At 41.5% G+C, this 16,279-nt stretch carries 12 protein-coding genes and 1 other RNA gene; 3 read left to right on the top strand and 10 right to left on the bottom strand.

The annotated features are described in order from the left end of the window. Positions 1 to 74 precede the first annotated feature (74 nt). From yghU to CSV67_RS10840, 4 genes are all read right to left on the bottom strand, one after another. A complete protein-coding gene (yghU, locus tag CSV67_RS10855; protein WP_099631605.1) occupies positions 75 to 863 on the bottom strand; it encodes a glutathione-dependent disulfide-bond oxidoreductase in 789 nt (262 codons plus the stop codon). 394 nt (positions 864 to 1,257) lie between these two features. After that, the gene (locus CSV67_RS10850) at positions 1,258 to 1,857 is read right to left on the bottom strand and encodes a metallophosphoesterase family protein (RefSeq protein WP_099631604.1); all 600 of its coding nucleotides are present in this window, start codon (positions 1,855 to 1,857) and stop codon (positions 1,258 to 1,260) included. 6 nt (positions 1,858 to 1,863) lie between these two features. Beyond that, positions 1,864 to 2,688, bottom strand: a complete 825-nt coding sequence (locus CSV67_RS10845; protein ID WP_099631603.1) for a sulfurtransferase — start codon at positions 2,686 to 2,688, stop codon at positions 1,864 to 1,866. Then, complete coding sequence (locus CSV67_RS10840) at positions 2,685 to 6,278, bottom strand: dynamin family protein (protein ID WP_099631602.1); 3,594 nt, start codon at positions 6,276 to 6,278, stop codon at positions 2,685 to 2,687. The genes CSV67_RS10845 and CSV67_RS10840 overlap by 4 nt, the downstream gene beginning before the upstream one ends. Positions 6,279 to 6,512: 234 nt before the next feature. Here CSV67_RS10840 and CSV67_RS10835 point away from each other — a divergent pair, with 234 nt between their 5' ends. Further along, positions 6,513 to 6,971: a chemotaxis protein CheX gene (locus CSV67_RS10835; protein WP_099631601.1), complete on the top strand. Its 459-nt coding sequence runs from the start codon at positions 6,513 to 6,515 to the stop codon at positions 6,969 to 6,971. A gap of 59 nt (positions 6,972 to 7,030) precedes the next feature. On the opposite strand, the gene CSV67_RS10830 is transcribed toward CSV67_RS10835, so the two are convergent. From CSV67_RS10830 to rnpB, 3 genes are all read right to left on the bottom strand, one after another. Continuing rightward, positions 7,031 to 8,932, bottom strand: coding sequence for an ATP-dependent DNA helicase (locus tag CSV67_RS10830; protein WP_099631600.1), 1,902 nt, complete (start codon positions 8,930 to 8,932; stop codon positions 7,031 to 7,033). A gap of 62 nt (positions 8,933 to 8,994) precedes the next feature. Next, on the bottom strand, positions 8,995 to 10,122 hold the full coding sequence (locus CSV67_RS10825; protein ID WP_099631599.1) for a THUMP domain-containing class I SAM-dependent RNA methyltransferase: 1,128 nt from the start codon (positions 10,120 to 10,122) through the stop codon (positions 8,995 to 8,997). A gap of 141 nt (positions 10,123 to 10,263) precedes the next feature. Then, an RNA gene (rnpB, locus tag CSV67_RS10820) (RNase P RNA component class B) lies at positions 10,264 to 10,639 on the bottom strand. Between the two features lie 348 nt (positions 10,640 to 10,987). On the opposite strand from rnpB, the gene CSV67_RS10815 reads away from it, so the two are divergent. Next, positions 10,988 to 13,252, top strand: a complete 2,265-nt coding sequence (locus CSV67_RS10815) for an ATP-binding cassette domain-containing protein (protein ID WP_099631661.1) — start codon at positions 10,988 to 10,990, stop codon at positions 13,250 to 13,252. Positions 13,253 to 13,290: 38 nt separating this feature from the next. Next, positions 13,291 to 13,965 (top strand): DNA-3-methyladenine glycosylase family protein, encoded by a 675-nt coding sequence (locus CSV67_RS10810; RefSeq protein ID WP_158232925.1) that lies wholly within the window; start codon positions 13,291 to 13,293, stop codon positions 13,963 to 13,965. A 57-nt stretch (positions 13,966 to 14,022) separates the two neighbouring features. On the opposite strand, the gene gpsB is transcribed toward CSV67_RS10810, so the two are convergent. From gpsB to CSV67_RS10795, 3 genes are all read right to left on the bottom strand, one after another. After that, complete coding sequence (gene gpsB / locus CSV67_RS10805; protein WP_233192597.1) at positions 14,023 to 14,352, bottom strand: cell division regulator GpsB; 330 nt, start codon at positions 14,350 to 14,352, stop codon at positions 14,023 to 14,025. Between the two features lie 47 nt (positions 14,353 to 14,399). Next, positions 14,400 to 15,674, bottom strand: a complete 1,275-nt coding sequence (locus tag CSV67_RS10800; RefSeq protein ID WP_099631596.1) for a ribonuclease H-like domain-containing protein — start codon at positions 15,672 to 15,674, stop codon at positions 14,400 to 14,402. A 283-nt stretch (positions 15,675 to 15,957) separates the two neighbouring features. Further along, positions 15,958 to 16,179, bottom strand: a complete 222-nt coding sequence (locus CSV67_RS10795; RefSeq protein ID WP_099631595.1) for a transcriptional regulator — start codon at positions 16,177 to 16,179, stop codon at positions 15,958 to 15,960. Between the last annotated feature and the right edge of the window lie 100 nt (positions 16,180 to 16,279).

Below are 16,279 nucleotides of genomic sequence, written 5' to 3'. Positions count from 1 at the left end.
ATTTTTAGCGACTTATTACGGAAATGCTGTTGCTATTTTAGAGAAGAAAAAATCAATACATGTCTTTTTTGAAACTACTCCCCAAGCGACTGATACTCCGCTGCAAGACCTTTTTGAACGCCTGGTCGTTTCGCAATGCGATGAGACCATTCCAAGAGATGGGTATATTCATCCATGTTTAAAAATTCATAAGAGCCTTCATACAATTTTCCTAAAGCTAAACGTCCGTACCAAGACCATATCGCAATATCTGCAATCGTATAGGTATCACCAGCGATATAAGAACGCTGAGCTAATATTTTGTCTAGTACGTCTAATTGACGTTTCGTTTCCATAGTAAAACGATCAATTGGGTATTTCATAGGCTCTGGCGCGTAAGCAAAAAAGTGACCAAACCCTCCACCAACATAAGGACCCGACCCAATTTGCCAGAATAGCCAATTAAGCGTTTCTGTCCGTCCATGAATATCTGTGGGGATCAGCTTATTAAATTTCTCAGCCAAGTAAAGTAAAATCGACCCTGATTCAAACACTTCCACACGTGGACTTTGACTTTGATCGACTAGGGCGGGGATCTTAGAATTAGGATTGATCTTGACAAAATCTGAACCAAATTGTTCATCGGCACCAATATTAATTTTATACAAATTATAGTCTGCACCGTCAACATCCAACTCTTTTAATTCTTCCAGCATAATCGTCACTTTAATACCGTTCGGCGTTCCCAGTGAATAGAGTTGGAACGGTGCCTCTCCGACTGGTAGTTTTTGTTCAAAACGTTCACCGGCTGTCGGACGATTACCGCCACTATTCGAATTCTCTACTTCCCACTTCCACACGTTTGCTAATTCATATTTTGTCATTTCAACACGCCTCCTACTATCTATTTAGTAACTCCATCATACTAACAGTATAAAGCTATTTCCAATATTTAGTTTCTTCGTCTACGTAACAAAGAGGTTCTAGCTTTTTGTCTTCCTTTGTATAAGGTTTTCGAGTATCTTCGATGATGATATATGCCAATACTACATTATCTATTAAAAAAGCGGAAAATCTCCAAAGCCCTTCACCTAAATTTTCTATCAATTGAAATCATTTTTCAACTTCCACAACTGCAATTATATGCATGTGCTTTATTCATTCCTCATGGTCGCATCATCCTTTTCTATTTCAAAAATAAAAAAGCACCGCAAAATGCGATGCTTCCCATGTTATTTTACTATCCACACTCAACTAAACGAGCTAGACATGAATCTCTCAGCCTTTTGACGCTTTCATAAATCTAACATTTTGTTTTTCAGAATCATATAATATCCATTCTCTAAAGCCTACTACAGCACCTACGTTAACGATATTTCGAGATCCCACAACCGGCAGCTCGTCGTTCCAGCTAATCGGCACAGATTGTCCATCACTCTTGAAGCTTGATCGGTGGGTATGTCCGTGAAATACCAGGTGCACCTCTGGTAGATACTCAGCAAGCCACGCCTCTGCTTCGTTATGCGGCCATTGGTGACCATGGATGACAACTGCCGTTTCTATCTTTAGAGCTTCAGGTAAGTCGTTCAAAAAGTCCCGTATAGGCTCACTCTGCTTTGTCAACAACAGAATACGTTCTTCTTGATTGCCATAAATGGATGGAAAGGTTAACAGCTCATCGATGCCTTCCGGATATTTGATCACTTCTTCGACAGTAGGATAAGTCTGCCCATGAAGATCTTTTTTGCTGACCGTGCATTCGTACAAATCACCTGTCCCGATGATAGTTGCGTCAGGTGCTTCATCGGAAATTTGTGCCAGTACTGCCTGCAAATCTTCTTTGGATGAATGAATATCCCCCAGCAATGCAAATAGCATCGTGTATCAACCCCTTATTGCGGTTTCAATTGGTGCGTCATCTTGGGAAATCCAGTCGCTGAAACTACCAACATATAGTTTTACGTTTGGATAGTCTAGTTCTTTAAGTGCCGCGAATAAAGGGGAAGCCGTTACACCGCTGCCACAGTAGACGATGACATCGTCTTCAGGCGTGACGATCTGTTGTAATTGCTCTTTTGCGTGCTGCACATCATACTGTCCGTCTCTCTTCAATTGTTCCCAATCGAAGTTTCGCGCTGTCGGTATATGGCCCGCTTTATGATAGAGCGGCTCTTTTTCCCCACGGTAGCGAACTTCAGAGCGTGCGTCGACAAGTTGAGACGGTCGATTGCCCGCCACAACTTCTTCGACTTCACTTCTACTAGCGTATAAGTGCTTTTGCCAATCTGGTTCCACCGTCGAGCGTACAGGCGTAGCAGGATCAGATGTTACGTCTACTATTTTGCGTAATGCCGTATAACTTTCTGTTACGACATGTACATTCGTGAAACCTCCATACTGCAACATCCACCAAGCTCGTGTTGCGAATGGACCGCCACCCTCATCATAGATCAAAATCGTATCTGTACGTTCCAGTCCACTTTTACGGAATAGTTCAGTCAGTTGTTCAGCAGAAGGCAATGGATGACGTCCACCTTCTACAGAAGTCCCGGATAAGTCTTCATCTAAATCCCAATGAACCGCGCCTTTTACGTGTTCATTTTGATAATCAAGTTTCCCCTGCTTTTCATCTTGCAATGAAAAGCGCGCATCGATCCATTTTGCGTGACTTGTCTCCATATCGTGAATAGATACAAATACTTGTGTCATTGAACCAACTCCTCTTGACGGATTTGTTCATAGATTTTCTGCCATTGTTCCAGCTGCTCCGAACCATCGAGCAATGTACGCTCTGATTCAATTTGTACAAGACTTTCCTGCAACAAATGAACGCGTAATGCTTCTGCTTCGTCTTCAATCCATAAGTCTGCCCACTTTTCAATACGTTCTTTCTGATCGCCAAGATAGCTGGATGCATCTTTTTTCAATATTTCCTCCAGCTTCACTTTCAAGATATCCCGATCGCCACGTTCAAAGAACGACTTTTGATTTTTGAACGATTTATTCACTGCGCTGTATACCATAGGATCTTCATATGGTGTTTCAAATGACAACATCTCTTTATCATTCGGCTCGTATGGCGAAGGTACAATTGACTGATCCATATCGGCTAGTGAACGGACTTCCATACGCTGACGTTCTAGCAATTGCTTCTTCATGTATTGAAGAATACGCAAATTCGTTACTTTCAATTCCTGCGTCAAGTCAAAGCCTACCATATTGACTGTTTCCGCCAATGCGATTTTCAATGCTTTATCCGATGAGTTTTTCGCGAAAGTGGACGGACTATACCCCTCTTTGAAGAAATCACCGAAACGTAAGAATACACGTTGTAAAATATAGTAGACGAGTTCACTCAATTCATCTTGAGTGGATTTCACTAAGATCTTCCTGGCACTCTTTTCAAAACGTTCTTTTATTGCCAATTCAGCAGTCGCAAGCTCTTCCAGTCTTTCCGTTTTACGTGAACGGTTTTGGATCGTTCTGTCGATCAATGAAGCTAGACGACCGATTGTTTTCGTTGTTTCTTCTTCCAGTGCTTGCACGACTTGCGCACGTAAATCATGCTCAAGGAATGAATAAAACTTCTCTTCAAAATCGACCATTAATGCATTCGGTTGTTGTGTTAATTTGCCTTCCAGTGCCTCAAGGCTTGAAATACCATGTACCCGCGGATTGCGGATTCCAAATTTCTGCAATTCATTGGCAACGAAGCCTTTTACTTCTTCGCCTTCTTCTTCATTTGAAGCAAGGTCGATCGCATTGACGATAAAGAACATTTTATCGAGTTCGAATGCGTCTTTCACACGGCCTAGCTGGATAAGGAATTCACGATCAGCACGTGCGAATGCATGGTTATAGTATGTTACGAATAGAATCGCATCAGCATTACGAATATATTCAAACGCTACGTCGGTATGACGTGCGTTGATGGAATCTGCTCCTGGTGTATCCACCAATGTGATACCGTGGCGAGTCAATGGGCAGTCATAGAAGAAATCTATGGAATCGACGAAACAACTACGTTCTTCTTGTGCAACGAATTTCGTAAATTCTTCACGCTCTACTGTCAACGTCGTCCCTAATGCAGGCGTATAAAGAGGGTATCCTCTTTGGAATGCGCTGATGAACGACTTATGGATGTGCAAGTTCTCATCTTCAAGTGGTTGCTTCATAGCAACATCTGTTTTATTAAAGGCATCTTCCAGTGAGGAAATCGTGATACCGAGTGCACCGAATGACAACGCTACGTCTTCAGTCATCGTGGCTTCATCTTTCAAGTGAATATCCGCAGTATTATGCAAGTGGGTTTCACTTACTGGACGAATTCGGTTGATTGCAGCTGTTGTAGGGTTCGGTGATACAGGTAACACTTTTTCACCAATCAACGCGTTAGAGAATGAAGATTTCCCAGCACTGAATGCGCCAAATAATGCAACTGTGAATTCCTGTCCTTTTAGGCGGTCTGCTTTCGTCATCAAATACGATGCCGTTTCTGCAAATCCAGGTATCGCCTCGACCGATTCGGCGATATGCTGTGCATGTATGATGGCTTTTTCTGAATCGACCATTTGACGTTCTTCTTCCACTACTTCTTCCACTTTTTCAACAGTCGTTTCTTGCTCTTCTACTTTTGCTACATAATCAATTGTTTCGATTTTTTTAGGCTGTTCCCACTCCGTAACCAGTTGATCGCGGCCCATACGTGTCGGCGCAGACGGATTGGCGATTTCTTTATCGACCCACTCCATACGCTCTTGCCACTTATTCATTTCTTTTAGTGCATCTACTTTTTCTTGCAACACGGCAATCGTTTCAACAAGAGGTCCCGATTGCTCACCACCCGATTCTTTCGCGATGACGGACATCTCTTGTTTCCATTTATCGGTTTTACGTTTATACACTAAATGAATGGCACGCTTCATTTGCTCTGCATAATTCAAAATGGTTTCGCCAGTGATCACTTCTTGTACATGCAGTTGCTCATCCACTTTGTCAAACGGTAGTGTTAGATCCATATTATCAATCGCCAGTGAACGCTCATCGGTTAAGATTCCGGCTTGCTTTAATGAACTCTTCATCAACGCTTTCATATAAATTTCGATTTGTGTATGCGCCAGACCTGAAATGTTATCATCTAGCTTTTGACGACGTTTTTCGCGCTCTTCCGCTGTCTTCTTCGCACCAAATAGTAAACCTACTTTGAATTTTGGTGACTTGGCTTCCAAATGGTCTTTCAGTAATTCTCTCGTTTCAAATGGCGCCAGTCCCGCGTTCGACAATAATTCATTGCGTTCTTTCTCGAAATTCACATAGAATTCGTCACCCGAAACTAATTCCAGTCGTTTTTTCGCATCCTTCAAATCTTGATTTAACTCTTCAAACTGCCCCCACTCGGATTCGCTGAGGATTTCCGAATGATTCTCCTTCAAGTCATCCACTTGCTGTTGAAGATATTTCATATGCTCATCTTTTAATTTTAATAAAGATTGCTCGATATTTTGTTCAAAATTTTCTTCTCGGTGTTCGATCGAACCATCAACGATCGCTTTGACTTTTTCAAAATCATTATGTGGGTGATCCAGTTGTTTCAATGACGTGTAGAAAATCCCCTTTGGTTCTACCCCCCATAACTTGAACGATTCTTCGACGGACTTTTTGAACTCATCGAATGATAACTCACTGTCGCGATGCTTATCGATCTGATTAATAATTAAATAAACGTTACTATTATAGCGCATTAATTCTTTTGTGAACCGGAAGTTCATTTCAGATTGTACATGGTTGTAATCCATCGTATAGAAGACAAGATCCGCTAAGTGCAATGAAGACTCCGTCGATAGTCTATGTGCATCATCTGTCGAGTCTACGCCTGGTGTATCCATTACCGTAATTCCTTCCGGTAAATTGGATTCTGTATGGCCGATTTCAACCAATGAAACTTCAGCCCCGTCCTTACTGTACGCTTTCACACCTTCAGAGAACCCATGGCCGCTGAATTTCACAGCACTTCCATCCACACGATGGATAATAGCATAATCTTCATCCGCCTTATGCACCTTCACAATATTCGCACTTGTCGGAATAGGGCTTGACGGTAAGAGATCATCACCTGTTAATGCATTAATTGTCGAAGACTTTCCCGCTGAAAAGTGTCCAGCAAAAGCAATTGTATATTCTTTATCGATTATTTTATTAGCAAGTAATGTCGTTTTTGCTTTGCGTTCATCATCTTCATTGTTGGAAAAAATTTGTCCATATGTAGCAGATTGCTGTAAAAATTCATTGTTTGTAGACATAATCGTCGTCCTTTCAATTTTAACTCATCCAATCATACCATTAATGCGTGAAAAAATAGATAGTTACTTTATAAGTATTACTTTTTAAATAGAAGAACCAGTATACAGCTAATCTTGAAGAAATCGAATAAATAGTGAGGATGTGGCTACTTTCATAAAATTTGTCTAGTCTTTTAGATACTCCTAGTGATATGATTGCACTACCAAACTATTCGTGAAAGGGTGTTTCTTTAGATGGATACAGCAACAAATGTACAAAAAGTTCTAAATGCAACGATTGCTTCTCTCACTACTGTAGTTCCATTAAAATTCCAGGTACTATCCCCTGCCCTTATACAACAGCCGTACGAACAACGCGAAATCAGTGTTTTGATCGGTCTAATTGGAGATATTAAAGGTCGTTTAATTGTAGAGCCTACACAATCCATTATCAGTGAAATTGGTCTCGCCATGTTCGGTATGCAGCTTGAAGGGGAAATGGCTGAATCATTCACTGGAGAACTCGGGAATATGATTGCCGGAAATCTATGTACAGTATTGGAAAAAGCGGATCTGACGCTAGATATTTCACCACCTACTGTCATGACGGGGCAAACAAAATTTTATGGGTTTAAGCAAGCATTTAAAATCCCCGTAAAATTTGAAGATGGCCAAATGTTAAATTTATTGCTCACTATTGACGAAGAACGATAACTGGAAAAAGGCGTGCAGATGTCGAAACTCCGACGTCAGCACGCTTTCTTTTTTACTGTTTACGAAAATGGTACAGGCAACACACGTTCAATAACCGGCAGTAATTCTAAATTCTCTGGCTTTACAAATAAATGAATCGAACCGTAATCATCGCTCGTTCGAATCAATCGGCCAATTCCCTGTCGTAAACGCAATAACATAAATGGTAGATCTACTTCGTCAAACGGATCTTCCGCAAATTCCCTTCTAGCTTGGAATAGTGGATCATGCGGCGGGAACGGCAAGTCAAAAATGATTACACGAGTCAACGCTTCATTCGGTAAATCCAGACCTTCCCACAAATGATAGGAGAAGAATACATTCACTTTACGTTGCTGGAAATCTTTCACCAATGATGACAATGAACGCTCCCCTTCATACGTCACCATAACGCTTTGTTCAAGTGGTAATTGATCGTAGGCTTCCATCATGGATTGCTTGGAACCGAACAATACCAATGTCTGTTCCTCTTCCTCAAGCAGTTCAGAGAGACGTGTGATTTTCTCATTTGTATTCCCTTGTTCCAAATGAATTTTCATGACATTTTCATAGTCGAATGGTGATGCGATAGAAAATGATTGATAATCTACAATTCCTAAACTGTACGCTAAGTAATCAAATGATTTCTCAACTGATAAAGTAGCCGAAGAGAAGATAATCGGCATCGTTCCCGTAAATAACTTCTCTTTCAAGATGGACGTGACAAGTCTTGGCATAATTAGCAGTGTGCTTTCTTCACGACGATTTTCAAGCCAATCGACTGCGTCGTTGTCACCGGCAAATAGCTCCATTGAATAAATGTACTGCTCCAAATACTCTTCGACGATTTTTAAGTCGTATTCAGGGATCACATATAACTCGCCTTCAAAAACAAATTCTTCCAGAAGTTCATGAGATAATGCAACCGCTGTTTTTGCATACTTCATCATTTCTTCGTTCTTATCAATTGTCAGGCGCTCATTGTCATTTTGAATGGCATTACTTTTGAGCTGTTTGAAAAATAATTCATGCGTCTCGAGCAATTGCTCCATCAACTGCAATGTTTTCTCTCGGATGCCGTCCACCATAATCCGTTCAAGCAAGTTAATAATCGTTTGCTCTTGCACTTCATATGTCAATGCACGCTGAGCGGAATATTCCAGTAAATGTCCTTCATCAAAGACGACCATCGATACTTCCGGTAATAAAGGCAGTTGCCCTTGTCTAGCACGTGATTCCTTTGTCCACAAATGCTCCATATAGAAGTCATGTGAGCAAATGATCAAGTCTGCAGCTTCTCGATAATGATTACGATGAATCGTTTGCCCACAACGATTGCGAATATCACAAGCCGCACATTGCATTATCGGGTGATAATTGATCATTTCCCATTCTTCATCAGCCAAATATGGATAATCTGAACGTTCGCCATACGGATACACCGACTGTAATGAACGCTCTGCATGCACGAATTCCGGCAACTGATCTTCCACTAAATCGACAAAATCTTCGTTCGTCTTCATGCTAGTATCTTCCAGACGTTTCAGACAAATATACTGATTACGCGCTTTCGCCAAACGAACGTCTACTGTCATATTGAGTGCGGTACTCAACTTCTGAATATCGCCTTCTTCTTTGATCAATTGATCGATCAATGTTTCATCTGCGCAGGAAATCACCGCTGGTTTTCCTGTATAACGCGCATACGCAATAGCCGGTAATAAGTACGCAATCGTTTTCCCCGTACCCACTCCCGCTTCCGCAAGCAAGACGCTTTTTTCTTTCAGTGCTTTTTCTATTTGAAATGCCATATAAATTTGCTCGTCGCGACATTCGAAACCTTTTTCTGTTAAATCATCATATAACGTATCTCCGAGCCAATCGTTGAGAGATTCATAAAACGTTTGCCCTTTATCCAACTCAAATGGAATTTTTGTCTTCATACTGACTCCTCCTGAATGCAAGCGAAAGGAAGAGGGATGTACTCCTCTTCCTGCCCGTCAAATTATGAACGCTGTCCCCAGAACTGATATAAATCAGTACGGATGAAGCCGTTAAATAGTTTACGTTTTTTTGTTGCACGTTTGCCATACATCGTTTCATAGTTTTCCAGTGAAGATAAAATATATACTGACCATGACGGATACTGTTTCATAATCTCACCAAGTACTTGCGCAATATCTTCTGCTTCTTCCACTTCACCAAGTCGTTCACCATATGGCGGATTGGCGATCAAGACGCCATTTTCTCCTTCGAGCCTCAAATCACGCACATCTCGCTGTTCGAATGAAATCAAATCTGTAAATCCTGCTTCCATAGCATTACGCTGTGCTATAGAAATAATATTGTGATCAACATCAAACCCACGAATATCGAGCTCTAAATCATACTTGGCCACGTCTTCTACTTCTTCGCGAACACGATCCCACACATCCGCTTTCATCCAAGGCCATTCTTCACTTAAGAACGAACGGTTATAACCCGGCGCCAAATTTTGTCCAATCATGGCCGCTTCGATAGCAATCGTACCAGAACCACAGAATGGATCTACGAATGGACGATTCGGGCTCCACTTAGAAAGTTTAACGAGTGCAGCTGCCATCGTTTCCTTTAGTGGTGCGTCCCCTTGAGCCATACGATAGCCGCGTTTATGCAAGCCTTGGCCACTTGAGTCTATCGTCAAAGTTACGTGATCCTTCAATATAGAAACTTCTAATTTAAATAGCGGTCCTGATTCACTTAAGAATCCACTTCGTTTATACGCACTATTCAATCGTTCGACAATCGCCTTTTTCACAATCGCCTGACAGTCTGGGACACTGAATAATTTTGACTTGACCGATTTACCTGAAACAGGGAATGCCGCATCTACAGGCAAGAACTCTTCCCACGGCAAAGCTTTCGTCCGTTCGAATAACTCATCAAATGTAAAAGCTTTGAATTCGCCCACAATGATTCGTACACGATCACCTACACGTAACCACATATTCGTTCTCGCAATGGCTTCTTCGTCACCCGTAAAATAAACTTTTCCGTTCTCTGTTTGGCATTCATAGCCAAGATCTTTTATTTCAGACGCGACGATAGATTCAAGTCCCATCGCAGCAGTTGCTACTAGTTTGTATTCACTCATGTTTCAACACTCCATTCTTTGCTTCTGGTCAATATGTCCTTTCTGTCATTTGAAAGGTATATGTATTTGTACGCTTCTATAAAAAGAAAAACTCTCCCAAATCTGTAGGAGAGCTAATTGTAAGATAAATGCCATAGAGTATTCTGTAAGCCATGTTTTGTTCTTCGGTACTCAAACGGCTCGCGCCTCGTACTTGAAGTGGTAATCATCTATCTACAGACAATTGCCTGTTCCTTCCTCCATTGAATTCTTTCGGAAGAACGCCCCTACCATAATTTGGGTTTCTCACTCGTGGGGTTTACCCGTTCCACTCGACATGTTTCCATGCCGACTACGTCACTGTGGCACTTTCAGAGAATCTAGTCCATATCCGAAGACTTAGGAGTTATTCCCGCCATCAATGCAAATGCATTGCCCCGGCTTATTTTTTCACCGAGCACGAACACTACGGTCATCTCAGATCCGTGTGAGCATGGACTTTCCTCTACAACCGAAGTTGCAGCGATTACCTGAATACTCTCTATGGCACTCCTGAGTATACACCAAATCCATTCGATATACAATGAATTCGTTTAGAATGAGGTAGATTAAATAGTTTGCGTGATGTGGAGAATGAATTAGTGTAGATCTATTGCGTATTGAGCGGATACCGCATAGCTATGAGGGGATTGCAAACGACATTGAGCGGGTACGGCATGGCTTTGAGCGGATTTGAATGAAGTATGAGCGCAAAGGAGTTTACATGTATAAATTAATCACTTCTCCAAATAACAACGATAAAAGTGGTCCTTTTAGTGTAACTTCCTTAAAACAGGGAAATCATCTAGCAAGACTAGTACGTAAGGTTTGAAGGAGGACTATGATGATGAAGGATGTCAGAGATGAAATAGTTTTACGGGGACTTCGAGAAAATAATTTAAAAAATATAGATGTAAACTTGCCAAAAGAAAAAAATACGGTATTTACCGGCTTATCAGGTTCGGGAAAAAGCTCCGTTGTATTTGACACATTAGCCGCGGAAAGTAGACGGCAGATGACGTTGAATTACCCGCTGTACGTCCGAAACCAAATGCCTCGTTATGAAAGACCGCGTGCAGATTTAATGCATCATCTAAGCCCGGTTATTGTGGTGGAGCAAAAGCCTATTGGAGGAAATACACGCTCCACAGTCGGGACGTACATGGATATTCATCCATTGATCCGTCTACTGTTCTCCCGCATCGGTTCATCCGCGATCGGTTCTGCTACTGATTTCTCGAGTCAAAGTTCATTTGGCAAATGTCCAGAGTGTAACGGATTCGGTGAAGTCGTGTACCCTGATTTACATAAACTGATCGATCTGGGCCAGTCCCTGCGAGAATATGCAGTAAAGTTTAAGCCACTGTCCCCCTCTGGTTGGCAAGGAAGGTGGATGATGACAGGCGGATTATTCGATCCCGATTTGCCAATTAAAGCTTACCCGAAAGATCAGTATAATTTATTGATCTATGGACCTCCTGAAGGTGAAAGAGTGTTTGCACCATTCCATACGAAAGATGGTCCGCATGATCATGAGTGGGATGGTTTATTACCTAGATTTGTACGTCTATATATTAATCGGGATATAACGAAACTGAAACAAACTTCGCAAGAGGATGTACTGGCAGTATCCACCCATACATTATGCCCTACTTGTGGTGGTTCAGGATTAAACCCAGAAGTATTGAAGTGTAAAATTAACGGTTTCAATATTGCGGAATACGATAAATTGGAACTGACAGAGCTTTTATTAGAACTGAAAAACATTCGTGATCCCTTAGGTGAGTCCATTGCGCAACAGGCGATCCCGAATGTACAGCAATTGATAGACTTGGGACTCGGCTATTTGAGTCTGTCAAGAAAAATGGGAACACTTTCTGGCGGTGAAGCGCAACGAGTAAAAATTGCTCGGCATTTAGGTAGCAGCTTAAACAATATTACGTATATTTTCGATGAGCCAAGCGCGGGGCTTCATCCCGAAGAAGTAGATATGCTTATTCAGATGCTCAGAAGTCTGAAAGCTAATCATAATACTGTCATTGTCATTGAACACGATCTATCCATAATAAAGGTAGCGGATGAAATTGTGGAAATGGTTCCGGGTGCGGGTGCTGCAGGTGGAGAAATTATCTATCAGGGAGAGCCTGATGGATTAAAAGGCACCTCTGCATTAACCAAACTCGATCACAAATTGGAAATCAATCAACAACCACGTCAGTCAAGCGATTATTTTTCCGTTACTAGGGCGAATACTAACAATCTACAAGATGTGTCGATTGATATCCCTAAAAACGTTCTCGTTTCCGTCTGCGGCGTTTCAGGTTCCGGTAAGAGTTCCCTACTATTTGAAGCGTTCTCGGCTAAATATCCCGATATCATTAAAGTGAGCCAAGGCCGTATCGGAATTTCTAGCCGTTCCACATTAGCTACCTATATGGGAATTATGGATGACATTCGGCAGATCCTTGCGAAAGAAACAGGTCAGCCAGCCGGTTTATTCAGCTTTAATTCGTTGGGGGCTTGCCCAGTATGTGATGGGAAAGGAGTCACTACTCCAGATGTGGCTTTTGCAGATCCCGTAACTGTTGTATGCGAATCATGTGGTGGATTACGTTATTCAGATGAGGCTCTCTCCTATATGTACCAGGGGAAAAACATAGCAGAAATCTTAGAGTTGACAGTTGACGAGTCTAAAGAGTATTTTGTTATGCCCAAGATATTAAAAAGAATGGATATGCTCGAGGAAGTCGGTTTAAATTATCTCACGTTAGGCCAAACGACGAGTTCATTAAGCGGTGGGGAAATTCAGCGACTCAAACTGGCGAGTCACTTACAAAACGAAGGAAAAATCTATTTGTTAGACGAACCTTCATTAGGACTACATATGAGCGATAACGATAAGCTACTTGAATTGTTCCAAAAACTCGTACACAAAGGAAACTCGGTGATGATCATCGAACATAATCTAGACTTTATTGCAGCGAGTGATTGGATAATCGAGCTAGGTCCAGGCGGCGGCAAACGTGGCGGTTCTATACTTTTCGAAGGAACGCCACAAGAAATGTTGTCTGCAGACACGCTAACAGCAAAATGGATGAGGGAAAGTGTCTGAATCTTTACCTTCTAACTTCAAAATAAGAGGTGAGCGACTTGGAAACACTTCATATTCGTACACAAGATCCAGCAGTTCAGTCACTTTGCGCTAAAGATTCTATACTTAAACAGTTGATTACTCTCATTGGAGATATCGAAGTTCCGTTACGATCAGATTATTTGTCTTCCATTGTACGTTCCATCATCGGTCAGCAGATCTCTGTCAGTGCCGCAAGTGCCATCTACGCACGTTTGCTCGATTTGCTTGGAGGTCATATAACGGTTGATGGGTTGCTCGTCGCTTCTACAGAAGACTTGCGGGATGTTGGCTTGACTAGGAGAAAAGCGGAATATGTAAAAGATCTTGTGGACAAAATAGTGAATCATGAACTGGACCTTAAAAATATTGGAGCATATGATGATGACGCGATTCTCAAGCAATTAACCCATGTCAAAGGCATCGGTAAATGGACAGCCGAAATGTTTTTAATTTTATCACTCGGCCGACAAGACGTGCTCGCAATTGATGATGTAGGAATCCAGCGGTCTGCGCAGTGGCTGTATGGCATTGAAAAATCGGAGCGGCGTCAACTACTTATAAAGAAATCGCTACTTTTTGCACCTGAACGTTCGATTGCGTCTCATTATCTTTGGGAAGCCATTCATCTCGGCTTTGTTCAGGATTTTGATTCAATAGAAGAATTAATTAACACGAGAAATGGACTTCACTAAACCAAAAAGAACCGCCACATTTTACCGTGGCGGTTCTTCTATTTCATGTGGTGAGTTTTACTCTTCAGGCTGAACCAGTTTATCGCCAAATACTTCTCTTTCAAGATTCGCGATCCGCTGAATGATATCAATATTCGTCGTTTGAGGAGCCGGTGTGGCTGAGCGCCTTTGAGAAGAGTTGACTTCCGACTTCAATCTAGTGTTTTCTTCTTGTAGACGTGCAATTTCTTTTTTGAATGTTTCATAGTCTTGAATGACATCATCTAAAAACCAGTCTACTTCTTCTTGTTTATAGCCTCGAATGGCCTGTTTAAATTCTTTTTCCAAAATCGTTTTCGTATCTAGCTTTAATTCCATGACAAAACGTCCTTCCGTCTGTGATTCCATAAGGTCATTATAGCATATGTTGTCATTCTTTGTCTTACTGAAAAAGACTATTGTTCTTCATGCGTCGCTTCTTGCGCTTGCCCAGGAAATAATTTTCTCTTTACTCGCATTTCCCGTTTTGCTAATGATTTCTTCATCCGATTGCTAAAACGCGATGTAAATTCATTGGATTGCTGCAATAGATTATCCGCACTTAGTATGTGCTCATATGCAAGCGAATAATCCTTTACTTGGTGCTCATATAATTTTGCCAGTTCCTCATAAGCAAGTACCTGTTCTCTGCCAGTTCCGTGCGTTGCGACGATTTCGAATGACTGAATCGCTCGATTGAATTCTTTATGACGCTTCAGTAAAAAGCCTAGATGATAATGCGTCATAGGATAACTCGTCCCGTACACTTCCGCAATTCGTTTAAGTTCTGTGAAACTCTGATCTTTCAAACCAAGATCTTGGAACCATTTGGCGATATTCGTTGCGATTTGCGCATTTTGCTGACTATCTTCTTCCATGACGATATCGGTAGAAAGACTAAAGAGTGTCACAAGCGATAGGATATCCCATTCATTATGCCACATGACTTTCATTAAAATTTCTGCACGACCGTTTTTCACTGCATCTTGATAAATTATAGGCGCCATATGGCCTGGTATATCGTCTTTGCGATGAAAGCCTAGCTGTGTTCGCTCCACTTCGGTCAACTTGAATGACTCCATCTGCCCTTTCCAAATACGGCGCGATCCATGTAACAAATCGATTTGATGTGGGATAGCTAGTGGCGGCAACAACTTCCGATGTAATGACCAACGCGTTTGTAGTTGAGGGAAATCAAAGCTTTTGCCGTTATATGTGACGAGTGTAAGACCTTCTCTCCATAATTCCGATGCATAAAGAAATGCTGCCTCATGATCTGGGTTCGGCAACACGTACTGTGTCATGACAAATTCATCAGATTTTAATTCTAGTAGTCCAATTAAAAAAATGACAGCTCCAGCGCCTTTTAAACCAGTTGTCTCCGTATCAAAAAATAGGAGCTTACCGGCATTCGGAGATAATGGGTGCATATATTCAGCTTCAGACCATTTCATCAACTTCTGCTTGACATCTCCCAAACGAAAATCTCCGTGCATCGTATCGAGTGGATAATGAATAACACGTGTGTAGACGACACCGAATTCATTTTCGATTTTCTTCATACCTGTCGTCAGCCAGCGTTTTTCATAGCTTGGTGCTGGTGGCGCCTTGAATGTCTCTTCCACTTCCTGAACAACAGCGGTCTTCTTCAAAAGTGATTTCATCGCCATCAGTTTTTGCTCATATGACATGACGTTTCAACTCATCTATCTGTTCCTCTATTTGTTGGCTATCCATTATATGTTGAACTCCTTGTCTGTAGTACAGAGTAAATTTCACTTTTGCTACATACTGGTCTATCATAACTTCACCTCAGAAATGATCGTAATGCTCTAAATTATACATGATATGTGTAGGTTTATATGTAATTTGATTTTCTGACGTTCCATTACATCGTATCTCGAATAAAGAAAAAAGCGATGCATCCTAAAAAAATGGGACAGATCACTTGTGTTCCTTCTATATTGATGTCGATCAAATTAAAACCTTTTCCTTCACTCTTACAGGAACGACTGCCAGTACATGATCGATCAGGAAAGTTCGTTTGGAGTTACGCAAAAAACAGTACGCTGTAAACGTTTTACCGTGTATATTCAGTACACGTATTTTTCGTTTGCTAATGGAACCATCTTTAGCTTCATACATCACTTCGAGTATATCACCGTATCGTAAGGCCTTTTCTAATGAATTGCGCACGTCTGTTCCCTCCCCTTTTGCTTTAGTATAAGGAATGTACGTTCTGTTGTAAAGTATTTTACATAAATAATTCGCACGTTTTCTACCGTTCTTTCGGGGG

Origin of the sequence: Sporosarcina sp. P2 (assembly GCF_002743255.1) — a bacterium.
GTDB lineage: Bacteria > Bacillota > Bacilli > Bacillales_A > Planococcaceae > Sporosarcina.
This window is presented reverse-complemented; position numbering and strand designations above follow the sequence as displayed.